The organism is Allobosea sp., assembly GCF_036675845.1.
GTDB lineage: Bacteria > Pseudomonadota > Alphaproteobacteria > Rhizobiales > Beijerinckiaceae > Allobosea.
Genome location: NZ_JAKFED010000015.1, coordinates 1 through 11,553, shown reverse-complemented (window position 1 = coordinate 11,553; position 11,553 = coordinate 1). Strand labels below are relative to the sequence as shown.

Annotated in this window: 9 protein-coding genes and 1 tRNA gene; 2 read left to right on the top strand and 8 right to left on the bottom strand. The window is 69.2% G+C overall.

The window, feature by feature from the left end; genetic code table 11:
* Nucleotides 1–396: Rossmann-fold NAD(P)-binding domain-containing protein (locus V6M56_RS00740; protein WP_465247574.1), on the top strand; the 396-nt coding region annotated here is incomplete at its 5' end.
* 149 nt (nt 397–545) lie between these two features.
* On the opposite strand, the gene olsB is transcribed toward V6M56_RS00740, so the two are convergent.
* The 8 genes from olsB to V6M56_RS00700 all read right to left on the bottom strand — a co-directional run bounded on the left by olsB (nt 546) and on the right by V6M56_RS00700 (nt 10,851).
* On the bottom strand, nt 546–1,502 hold the full coding sequence (olsB, locus tag V6M56_RS00735; RefSeq protein ID WP_442881044.1) for a l-ornithine N(alpha)-acyltransferase: 957 nt from the start codon (nt 1,500–1,502) through the stop codon (nt 546–548).
* A 163-nt stretch (nt 1,503–1,665) separates the two neighbouring features.
* On the bottom strand, nt 1,666–3,750 hold the full coding sequence (locus tag V6M56_RS00730; RefSeq protein WP_332680652.1) for an ATP-binding protein: 2,085 nt from the start codon (nt 3,748–3,750) through the stop codon (nt 1,666–1,668).
* Between the two features lie 286 nt (nt 3,751–4,036).
* Nucleotides 4,037–4,510 carry a VOC family protein gene (locus tag V6M56_RS00725; protein WP_332680651.1) on the bottom strand — a complete coding sequence of 158 codons (474 nt, stop codon included), beginning with the start codon at nt 4,508–4,510 and terminating at the stop codon, nt 4,037–4,039.
* 145 nt (nt 4,511–4,655) lie between these two features.
* Nucleotides 4,656–6,194, bottom strand: coding sequence for a YifB family Mg chelatase-like AAA ATPase (locus tag V6M56_RS00720; protein ID WP_332680650.1), 1,539 nt, complete (start codon nt 6,192–6,194; stop codon nt 4,656–4,658).
* 94 nt (nt 6,195–6,288) lie between these two features.
* Complete coding sequence (locus V6M56_RS00715) at nt 6,289–8,454, bottom strand: TRAP transporter permease (protein WP_332680649.1); 2,166 nt, start codon at nt 8,452–8,454, stop codon at nt 6,289–6,291.
* Between the two features lie 193 nt (nt 8,455–8,647).
* Nucleotides 8,648–9,628 (bottom strand): TAXI family TRAP transporter solute-binding subunit, encoded by a 981-nt coding sequence (locus V6M56_RS00710; protein WP_332680648.1) that lies wholly within the window; start codon nt 9,626–9,628, stop codon nt 8,648–8,650.
* 167 nt (nt 9,629–9,795) lie between these two features.
* Nucleotides 9,796–10,452, bottom strand: coding sequence for a peptide-methionine (S)-S-oxide reductase MsrA (gene msrA, locus V6M56_RS00705; RefSeq protein WP_332680647.1), 657 nt, complete (start codon nt 10,450–10,452; stop codon nt 9,796–9,798).
* A gap of 78 nt (nt 10,453–10,530) precedes the next feature.
* A complete protein-coding gene (locus tag V6M56_RS00700) occupies nt 10,531–10,851 on the bottom strand; it encodes a PetM family of cytochrome b6f complex subunit 7 (protein WP_332680646.1) in 321 nt (106 codons plus the stop codon).
* 220 nt (nt 10,852–11,071) lie between these two features.
* Between V6M56_RS00700 and V6M56_RS00695 the strand changes: the two genes are divergently transcribed.
* A tRNA-Ser gene (locus tag V6M56_RS00695) sits at nt 11,072–11,161 on the top strand.
* Nucleotides 11,162–11,553: the final 392 nt, after the last annotated feature.

Genomic DNA, 11,553 nt, shown 5'->3' with positions numbered 1-11,553 from the left:
TACGGCCCCGGCCGCAACGCCATCACCAAGCTGCGGGCCGGCACCGCCAACCGGCTGATCAAGCCCGGCCAGGTCTTCAACCGCATCCATGTCGACGACATCGCCGGCGTGCTGATGGCCTCGCTCGAGAAGCCGCGTGCCGGCGCGGTCTACAATGTGACCGATGACGAGCCGGCGCCGCCGCAGGACGTGGTCAGCTTCGCCGCCGAGGCCGCAGGGCTGGCGCCGCCGCCGGAAACGCCCTTCGATCCGAGCAGGCTCTCGCCGATGGCGGCGAGCTTCTATGGCGAGAACAAGCGGGTCTCGAATGCGCTGCTGAAGCGCGAACTCGGCTATGCCTTCCGCTATCCGGATTATCGCCAGGCGCTGCGCGACCTCGCGGCGGCGGGGGAGTAGGCGAAAACACCGCCCGCCGCAGGTCAAGGCTCATCCGTCATTGCGAGGCGGCGAAGCCGCCGAAGCAATCCAGGGGCGGCCGGGCGAGCCCTCCTGGATTGCTTCGCTGCGCTCGCAATGACGGGGTTGGACGGCGCTCGACGCTCCGCTCAGGCGGCGTAGCGCTGGCCTTCGTCGCCGTAATAGTCGCGATAGCGCTGGTCGATCGCCGCGACCGGCAGGATCACCAGCACGTCGATCGTGCCGAACTGCCGGTCGATCACGGCGCCGGAGCCGAAGCGCGCGCCGATGCGCAGATACCCCTTGACCAGCGGCGGCAGCGATTTCAGCGCCGCCTTGGCGTCGACCATGCCCGCCGGCAACAGGTCCATCGCGACATGGCGCTCGGGCTGGGCGGCAGCGCGCCATTCGTCCTGCGCCGTCGCATGATGGTGCAGGAAGGAGAGCGGCAGGGCCTGCATTCCGGGATCGGTGCCGTCGAAGCTGGCGCAGCCGAACATCGCGTCGATGCGATGATGGCGGACATAGGCCCAGATGCCGTGCCAGAGCAGCTCGACCGTCTTCTTGGTGCGATAGGGCTTGAGCACGCAGGAGCGGCCGAGCTCGAGGAAGCGAAGCTCCGGATGGCGCGCGATCATCGGCGCGATGTCGAATTCCGACTGGCTGTAGAAGCCGCCGAGCCGCCAGGCCGCCTGCTCGCGCATCAGCCTGTAGGTGCCGACGACCTTGGGCTTGATGCCGCCGAAGCGGCCGCGGGCGGCATGGTCGATGACGAGGAGATGGTCGCAGGAGGCGTCGAAACGGTCGGCGTCGCGCCGGAACATGCGCGAGACGACATCGGGCTTGGCCGACATCTCCTGATAGAAGACGCGGTAGCGCAGGCGCTGCGCCCGCCAGATCTCGCGCGGGCCGCGTGCGAGACGGACCTCGAGCGTGCCGGAACGGCCGAGCGTGCCGGAGAGCGCGTCCGGGCCGGGATAGGAGAACACGCCGCGCTGCTTGCCGGCGGCCATCAGCCCGAAGGGCGCGAAGCGCGCGCGATACGGCTGGGCTCGCGGCTTCTGCTTTGCCGGCTGGCGGAGACCAAGGAGAACGTCGAGCGCCATTTGCGGTCTTATCCCTGTGCGGCCTCGGCTGGGCGTATGACACCACTGCGCCGAACGTCTTACGGGATCGCGACAGAACTACGTCAGAGATATGACGAAGAGATAGCCGATCAAGAGCGCGATGGCGAGCCCCCCGGCGCGCGAGATCGCAGGCAAGCCGGCTTCAGGCGTAGCGGGCGGACACGGCCGCGGCACTGGAAAGCTTCTCGACCCAGGCGCGCAGGGCTTCGCGCGAGAGCGGCTTAGCCAGGCAATCATCCATGCCGCTGGCAAGCGCAGCGAGCCGGTCCGCCTCGGCGGTATTGGCCGTCACCGCCAGGATCGGCAGCCGGGCGACGCCGCGCTCGCGCTCGGCCGCCCGGATGCGGCGCGCGACGGCGATCCCGTCCAGCTCCGGCATGCGGATATCGAGCAAGGCGAGGTCGAAGCCCGGCCGCTGGCCAGCCAGCGCCGCCTCGAGCAGGCGAACCGCCTCGCCGCCGTCGCGCGCCCAGGTCGGCACGCAGCCCAGCCGCTCGAGCGTACGCGTCGCCAGCAGCGCGTTGATCTCGTTGTCCTCGGCGACGAGCACCCGAAGGCCGTTCGCCGCGACCGGCAGCGCGGCGCCGTTCCCGGCCGCAGCGGGGCCGCGCTGGCGCTCGGCCGCTCCGAGGCGCTCCTGCAGGGAGCGGGCCCGCACCGGCTTGACCAGGAAGCCGGTGAAACCGGCAGCGAAGGGTGAGCCGTAGCCGCGGCGCTCTCCCGGCGAGAGCATGATGACGATCTCGCTGACGCCGGCCCGTTTGGCGGCGGCGGCAAGCTGCTCGACCTCGCCACCGGGCAGCGCCCGGTCGACCAGCACCGCCGCGAAGGGGCCATCCTCGCGCAGCCGGGCGAGCGCCGCCTCGCAATCGGCCGCCAGGATGACGGCTGCGCCGAGGCGGCTGGCCTGCTCGGCGAGATGGCCGGCGCTGAAGGGCGCGCCCGAGGCGACCAGCAGGCGCTTGCCGCGCCAGTCGGGCGGCGCGATCGCCGATGCCGGCGCGGCGACGGCGCGCAGCGGCAAGGCGAGCCGGAAGGTCGCGCCGCCCTCCGGCGGGCTTTCGACGGAAATCGTCCCGCCCATCGCCAGCGCCAGCCGGCGCGCAATGGCGAGGCCGAGGCCGGTCCCGCCGGGCGCGCGCGCGTTCGTCTCGATCTGCTCGAACTCCTCGAAGATGCTCGAAAGGCGCTCGGCCGGTATGCCCGGGCCGGTATCGGCGACGAGGATCACGACCTCATCGCCAGCGCGCTCGGCCCGGATGCCGACGCCGCCGGCCTCGGTGAACTTGACCGCGTTGCCGACGAGATTGAGCAGGATCTGGCGCAGGCGCTCGGCATCGCCGCGGATCTGCACCGGCAGGTCGGCGGCGAGCAGGGCCGAGACCTCGGTGCCCTTGGCCTGGGCGCGCGGTGCCATCAACTCGGTGACGTCCTCGATCAGCAAAGCGAGATCGAAAGGCTCGTCGGCCAGTTCGAGCTTGCCGGCCTCGACCCTGGCGAAATCCAGGATGCCGTCGACCAGGCCGAGCAGCGCCTCCCCCGACGTCCGCTGCGCCCGGACATAGGTTGCCTGCTCCGGGTCGAGCCTGGTGTCACCGAGCAGGTCGGCCATGCCGAGGATGCCGTTGAGCGGGGTGCGGAATTCATGGCTGACCGTGGCGAGGAAGCGCGACTTGGCGGCGCTCGCCTCCTCGGCCCGGCTGCGGGCCTCCTCGAGTGCGCGCTCGCCGGCGATGCGGGCGGTGATGTCGCGGCCGACGCGCTGCAGCACCGTCCGACCGGCCGCGACCGGAACCGCGGTCTCGACCCAGGAAAGCCAGCGCTCGCCGGCATCCGTCTCGATGCACTCGTCGAAGACGCGGGCGCCGTCGGCCAGGGCCTGCGCCGGCCGCGCGACACGGACCCGCGGCATCTGCAGGCTGCCGGCGACCTCGCTCTCGGCGAGGCCGAGCAGCGCCGCATAGGCGGCATTGGCGTAGACGATCTTGCCCTCGCTGCGGCGCACGATCAGGTCGCCCTGCGCCTCGATCAGGCTGCGATAGCGCTCCTCGCTGTCGGCCAGCTCCCAGAGCTTGTCGTTCAGCCGCTCGACGTCGCCGGCGATCGCCGCCGCCTGACGCACGACCCGGCCGCGCTCGCGCAGCAGCCAGAGCGCGGCGATGCCGCAAAGGACGGCAAGCAGCGAGGCCGCGAGCGCGACGAGGATAGGCAGGGGCGGCCAGATCATGGCACCGGTCTAGCATCGTCGCGTTGAGGAAAAGTTCGCGGCAATGGCACGGACTGTGGCTGGTTTGAATGGTTTCGTTAACCGTTTGGCATGGATCGACGGAGCGGAAGCAGGGCGCGCAAGGCTTGCGGGCCCGGTCACGAGCTGTCGAGGCCGAGGCGCATCCGCGCTCCCCGCGACTTCAGCCTGGCGAGGACCGGGCCGGAGCGTGAACCCATAAACAGCAGCTACCGGCGGAGCGCCGATACGCTCTGGCAGCCATCCGGCCGCAAGACGCGACGGCGCGTCAACCGCGCCGCGCCGCCTCGATCGCGGCGACATCGATTTTCGTCATGGTCATCATGACTTCAAAGGCACGCTTTGCTTCGGCGCCGCCAACCGCCAGGGCATCACTCAGGACGCGCGGCGTGATTTGCCAGGAAAGTCCCCATTTGTCCTTGCACCAGCCGCAGGCGCTCTCCTCGCCGCCATTGCCGATGATGGCATTCCAGTAGCGGTCGGTCTCCTCCTGATCCTCGGTGGCGATCTGGAACGAGAAGGCTTCATTATGCTTGAACGTGGGACCGCCATTGAGGCCGAGGCAAGCGACGCCGGCGACGGTGAACTCGACCGTCAGCACGTCGCCCTCCTTGCCGGATGGGTAGTCGCTGGGGGCGCGGTGCACGGCGCCCACCCGGCTGTCGGGAAAGGTCTTCGCGTAGAAGCGCGCAGCAGCCTCCGCATCCTTGTCGTACCAGAGGCAGATCGTGTTCTTTGCCATGATGCATCCTTCCGTTCTGAAGCCGGCTCCGGCCTTCCATCCACGCGAAAGCGTCCGGCTTTGCCGGCAATCGCAAGGGGCGGCGGACCTTAACAGCGCTGCCTGCTCCGGAGTGGCAGCAGCCGCGTCGCGTGCGTTCAAGAACCTAGGCCGCCTGTGCCGCCTGGTCGATGCGCGAGCGGTAGGACAGCGCCTCGGCGAGATGGATGCGCCCGATCTTTTCCTCGCCGTCGAGGTCGGCGAGCGTGCGCGCGACCTTGAGCACGCGGTGATAGCCGCGCGCGGTCAGCCGCATCGCCTCGGCGGCGCTGCGCAGCAGGCTGAGCCCGGCGGCATCGGGCCGCGCCACCTGGTCGAGCACCGCGGCCGGGCAGCCGGCATTGCTGGTGACATTGTCCAACCCGAGCGCCGCGAAGCGGGCGGCCTGGCGGGCCCGCGCCTGCGCCACCCGCGCCGCGACCTCCGCCGAGCCCTCGGCGGCGGCCGGCAGGAGCAGGTCGGAGGCCGCCACCGCCGGCACGTCGATGGTGATGTCGATCCGGTCGAGCATCGGCCCGGAGATGCCGGACTGGTATTGCGCCATGCAGCGCTCGTTCGGCTGGCGGCGGCAGGCGAAGCCGGGCTCGGTCGCCTTGCCGCAGCGGCAGGGGTTCATCGCCGCGACGAGCTGGAAGCGGGCCGGATAGACGGCGCGATGATTGGCGCGCGAGATCAGCACCTCGCCGGTCTCCATCGGCTGGCGCAGCGCATCGAGCGCTTGCGGCTGGAACTCCGGCAACTCGTCGAGGAAGAGCACGCCGTGATGGGCGAGCGAGACCTCGCCCGGCATCGCCTTGATGCCGCCGCCGACGAGCGCGGCCATCGAAGCCGAATGATGCGGCGCCCGGAAGGGCCGCCGGTCGGTCAATGCCCCGTCGGCGAGATGGCCGGCGACCGAAAGCACCATCGAGACCTCGAGCAGTTCGCGCGGCGCGAGCGGCGGCAGGATCGAGGGCAGCCGGCTCGCCAGCATCGATTTTCCGGCTCCCGGCGGGCCGTTCATCAGCAGGTTGTGGCCGCCGGCGGCGGCGATCTCGAGCACGCGCTTGGCGCTCTCCTGGCCCTTGATGTCGGCAAGATCCGGCAGCGGCCCGGCCTGGCGGGCGACGGCCGGCTGCGGCCGCGCCATCACCTGCGTACCCTTGAAGTGATTGGCGAGCTGGATCAGCGAGCGGGGCGCCAGGATATCGAGGTCCTGCGCCGCCCAAGCGGCCTCGGGGCCCGAGGCGGCCGGGCAGATCAGCCCCTGACCGCGGCCATAGGCGGCGATGGCGGCCGGCAGCACGCCGGCGACCGGGCTGATCGAGCCGTCGAGCGCAAGCTCGCCGAGCACGGTGTAGCCGGCGAGCGCATCGTGCGGAATCGCCCCGATCGCCGCCATCACGCCGAGCGCGATCGGCAGGTCGTAATGGCTGCCCTCCTTGGGCAGGTCGGCCGGGGCGAGATTGACGGTGATGCGCTTGGCCGGCAGCGCCAGCCCCGAGGCGATCAGGGCGGCGCGGACGCGCTCCTTGCTCTCGCCCACCGCCTTGTCGGGCAGGCCGACCAGGATGAAGGCGACGCCGCCCGGTGTGACCTGGACCTGGACGTCGACGGCACGCGCCTCGATGCCCTCGAACGCCACCGTCGCGACCCGCGTCACCATTCCGCGCCACCCCGTTCCCGCGTCATGACGCTAGCGGAAGCGCGTCAGGGTTGCAAGAACATATCGGGAACCCAAGAGTTACCTGGAGATGTCTCTAAGCCGGGGCGACGGCCGCCCGCCGCGCCAGCACCTGCCGCAGCAGAACCGGCGCGGCGATGACCAGCCCAGCCGCCACGCTGACAGGCGTCGCCAGGATCATCGGCAGGGCGGCGAGCGCGATCAGCCAGCGCTCCCACATCGCCAGCGGCGCCAGCAACCAGCCGGCGAAGGCCGCGGACAGGAAGGTGATGCTGGCGATGCAGGCGGCGGTCGAGCCGACAAGCTCGGTCCAGGTGAAGCCCGGCGCCATGATCAGCATCGAGGGCGAGAAGACGAAGACGAAGGGCACCAGCACCTTGCCGAGCGCGAGCCGGAAGGCGGTGTTGCCGGTCCTGAACGGGTCGGCTCCCGCCATGCTCGCCCCGGCATAGGCGGCGATCGCCACCGGTGGCGTCACATCGGCGAGCACCCCGTAATAGAACACGAAGAAATGCGCCACGAGCGGGTCGACGCCGAGCATGCCGAGTGCCGGCGCCGCCACCGTCACCATGATGATGTAGTTGGCCGTGGTCGGCACGCCGCAGCCGAGCAGGATGCAGACGATGCCGGTCAGCAGCAGCGTGAAGAACAGCGTCGCGCTCTTGATCTCGAAGGGCAGGAACGGCGCGATGGCGAGCACGCCATTGGCCCATTGGTCGGCGAGCGAGGTGACGATCCAGGAGATCTTGAAGCCGACGCCGGTCAGCGTCACCACGCCGACGATGATGCCGACCGTCGCCGCGGCGGCGCCGACGCCGATGGCGTATTTCGCCCCGAGGATGAAGGCGTCGACCATCTCCTGGACGCGCTTGCGACCCTCCTCCCAGCGGCTCAGGACGCCATGCGCCATGGCCGCGAAGGCGGCGAGCGTCAGCGCCAGATTGACGCCGGGCATGCGCAGGATCTCGGTCGGCGCCGCGATGCCGAGCGCAACCGCCAGCACGAGCGCGGAGGCCGCGCGGTAATGCGCCAGGCCGACCAGCATGCAGCCGGTGATGCCCCAGAAGGCGGCGAGATAGGGGGTGTAGCCGGTGAACAGGATCAGGATGAGCACGAAGAGCGGCGCGATCGTCGGCCAGTCGCGCGCGAAGACCTCGGACAGCTTCGGGATCTCGGCGTCGGTGAGGCCGCGCATGCCGGAGCGCTTGGCCTCGAAATGCACCTGCATCAGCACCCCGAAGAAGTGCATGAAGGCGGGGATGATCGCGGCGACGACGATCGTCGCATAGGGCAGGTTGAGGAACTCGACCATCAGGAAGGCGGCCGCGCCCATGATCGGCGGGGTGATCTGCCCCCCGGTCGCGGCGGTCGATTCGACGGCCGCCGCAAAATGGCGCTGATAACCGAGGCGGATCATCATCGGGATGGTCAGCGAGCCGACGGTGACGGTGTTGGCGACCGAGGAACCCGAGATCATGCCGAACAGGGCCGAGCCGAAGATCGAGATCTTGGCCGGGCCGCCGGCGAAGCGCCCGGCCACCGCCGCGGCGACGCCGAGGAAGAGCCGGCCGAGGCCGACCCGCGTCGCCAGCACGCCGAACAGCACGAAATGGAAGACATAGGTCGCGACGACGCCGAGAGCGACGCCATAGACGCCCTGGCTGGTCAGATAGAGATGGTTGACCAGGTTCGACCAGGTCGAGCCCGGATGCAGGAAGATGCCCGGAAACCAGTTGCCGAACATGGCGTAGAACATGGCGAAGAGCGCGATCAGCGGCAGGCCCCAGCCGATCGCGCGACGCGTCGCCTCGATCATCAGGATGATGGTGGTCGAGCCCATGATCACGTCGAGCGTCGAGGGATTGCCGACGCGGAAGACCATGTCCTCGAAGATATAGGGCACATAGAGGCTGGAGACGGCAGCCGCGGCGGCGAAGATCCAGTCGTAGAGCGGCACGCCGCCGGGGCGCAGCACGGTCGAGGCATGCACCGTCCCGGCGTCGCTCTTGCGGCCGGAGAAGACGAGGAAGATCAGCCCGAGCACGAACGCCAGATGGATGCCGCGATGCGTCGTCTCGCGCAGCAGGCCGAAGCCGGCGGTGTAGTAGTGGAAGGCCGAGAGCGCGAGCAGCAGGCCGCCGACGAGCAGCGCGGTGTCATGCGGCACCTTGCGGAACTGCATCTCGGGATCGAGCTCTTCCTCGAGCTTGGCGAGTTCGGCGACGGAGGGCTGGGTTGTCATGGAAGACCTCGACGGTCGTGATCGGGCGCGATGACGTCAGCCATCGACCAAAAAGAAACGCCGTCATCCCGGTCGTAGCGAAGCGGAGCACCGGGATCCATCGTAGAGCGCCAGAGCCTTACGATGGATCCCGGGACGACCTTCGGCCGCCCGGGATGACAGCGGTCAATGCAAGCTGGTGGAGGGCTGGGGGCTATTTCAGCAGGCCGGCTTCCTTGTAGAACTTCTCGGCGCCGGGATGCAGCGGCACGCCCTGCAGGCCCGACAGCGCCGTCGCCTTCTGGATCGCCTTGCCCTTGGCGTGGCCGGCATCGAGAGCGGCTCTAGCCTTGTCGCTCCACAGCCCCTTGGTCACGGCATAGACCGTGTCGGCCGAGACCTTCGACGAGGTCAGCCAATGGGCGCCGACCGCGACCGTCTTGACCGCGCCGACATCCTTGTAGGTGCCGGCCGGGATCTCGTCGGCGGCGAAGAAGGGCGATTCCTTGGCGAGCTTCTCGGCCGGCGCGCCGGTGATCGGCAGGATGTCGATGCCCGAGCCGGTCGAGGCGAGTTCCGAGATCGCCGCCGCCGGAAAGCCGCCGGTGAAGAAGAAGGCGTCGACCGAGCCGTCCTTCATCTTCTCGGCCGCCTGGTTGGGCTTGAGGTATTCGGCCGTGATGTCCTTGTCGGTGACGCCGAAGGCGGCGAGGATCGCCTTGGCGTTGAGCAGCGTGCCGGAGCCCGGCTCGTCGAGCGAGACCTTCTTGCCCTTGAGATCGGCGACGCTCTTCACATTCGAGGCCTTGCGGACGACGAGGTGGACGCTCTCCGGATAGAGATTGGCGATCGAGCGCAATTCCGCGACCTTCGGCTTGCCCTCATAGACGCCGGTGCCGGAATAGGCCCAGTAGGCGACGTCGGCCTGGACGAAGCCCGATTCCGCCGCGCCGCCGACGATGGCGTTGACATTGGCGACCGAGCCGTTGCTGGCGACCGCGGTCGAGACCAGCTGCGGCGGCGCCGAGATCGCGTTCGCGATCAGGCCACCGATCGGGTAATAGGTCCCGGCGGTGCCCCCGGTGCCGATGCGGAAGAAGGCCGGGGCCTGGGCCAGGGCGACGCCCGCAACGAGCGCGAGCGCGCCGATGCCGAGACCGATCCCGCCGAGGCGCTTGGTGAGCTTCGAGTTCATGGAAAATCTCCGGTTGCAGCCGGAGAGTGTCCGAAGCTTTGCGGCGCGGATCAAGGGGCCGGCCGCGCAAGATTGTGTCTAAATTGCGGCCTTCTTCACAAACGAGGCGCCGGCATTGTCGCCCCGGCGCGGCCGGGAGTGGCGGCCGGAGCGACGGGCGCGCGCCTTCAGGCGGCGACGCCGGTGCCGATCTGGCAGGCGACGCCGGTGCCGCCGAGGCCGCAATAGCCGGCCGGATTCCTCGCCAGATATTGCTGGTGATAGTCCTCGGCGAAGTAGAAGGGCGGCGCGTCAACGATCTCGGTGGTGACCGGAGCATAGCCGCCGGCGGCGAGCGCGCGGCCGTACTGCGCCCGCGAGGCCTCGGCGGCGGCGCGCTGGGCGGCGTCGAAGACATAGATGCCGGAGCGGTACTGCGTGCCGATGTCATTGCCCTGGCGCATGCCCTGCGTCGGGTCGTGGCTTTCCCAGAAGGTCTTCAGCAGCGCCTCATAGGACAGCCTGGCCGGGTCGAAGGCGACGAGAACGACCTCGTTGTGGCCGGTCAGGCCCGAGCAGACCTCCTCATAGGTCGGGTTGGGCGTCGCGCCGCCGGCATAGCCGACGGCCGTGACGAAGACGCCCTCGCCGGCCTGCCAGAACTTGCGCTCGGCGCCCCAGAAGCAGCCGAGCCCGAACAAGGCGAGCTGCATGCCGTCCGGATAGGGGCCCTGCAGCGGCCGGCCGTTGACGAAATGCCGCTCGGCCGTGGCGAGAGGCTCGTCACGACCCGGCAGCGCCTGGCCGGGAGCGGGCATTTCGGTCTTCCTGCGCAGAGAGAACATGGCGGCCTCCGTCTTCGATCCGATGCAATATAGGGGCGGCAGGCGGTCGCGCCCAGCCGTGCCCGCCGAGACGGCGCTTCACCGTCGCGTGACGATGCCGATCACCGGCCTCGGCTCAGCGCCGAGCCAGAGCAGCAGGAAGCCGAGCAGGAGGCCCGCGAGCGCCGTCGGGGCCAGCATCAGATGGAGAAGCAAGGGATCCCAGAGCAGCGGATGCAGATTGCGTTCGACCGCGGGCTGCAGCTGCCGGTAGCGCTCGCCCAGCAAGGCCAGCAGCGTCTCCCCGAGCAAGGTGAAGCGCAGCGCCGAGTTGGCGATCGAGCGCGCCCCGTCGGTCAGCAGGACGACGAAGCCGCCCGCAACCAGAAGATAGCCCAGAAACCTGACCAGAAAGCGCAAGCCCACCCCCATCCTGCCCGCCACGAGCGCCGAGACGCCCTTGCCGAAACGCCCTTGCCGACCGGCTCCCGCCACGGCCCTGGTACCGCCAGGCCGGGAAACCGGATGTGCCCCCAAGGCCCCATCATTGCAACGGCAAAGGAGAATTTGTCGCAAGCCTTGCGATCGGCCGGCTTCGGCACTTGAAAGAAGCGGGGCCGGAGGTCATAAGCAGCGCGCCGGACAGGTGGCCGAGTGGTTGAAGGCGCACGCCTGGAAAGTGTGTATACGGGAAACCGTATCGCGGGTTCGAATCCCGCCCTGTCCGCCATCAATCCCTTTCTATGTATCTGACTTAATTCTCTTTTTGGGGAACGAAAGGCCTTCTTACCCCAACGTGCGCCCCAACGGCTTCCTTTGGTTGGCCGTTGAGGGGCGAGTTGCGCCAGTGGACTAAGCCGCTCTCGCGGCAGGGCGCTGCGGCGCGTTCAGCGCTGAGATTTCGCATGTGAGGCGCTGCATTCGAGGATTTCGGGGTCGTTTCCCCTGATCCTTGGAGGCTTCCATGACCGATGCCGTCACCGTCAGTCCGCTGCGCCAGCGGATGATCGAGGACATGACCATCCGCCGGTTTGGCGAGCACACGCAGCGCGATTATGTCCGGCAGATCCGTGAGTTTACGGCCTTCCTCGGCCTGCCGCCGGATCGGGCCGAGCCGGAGGA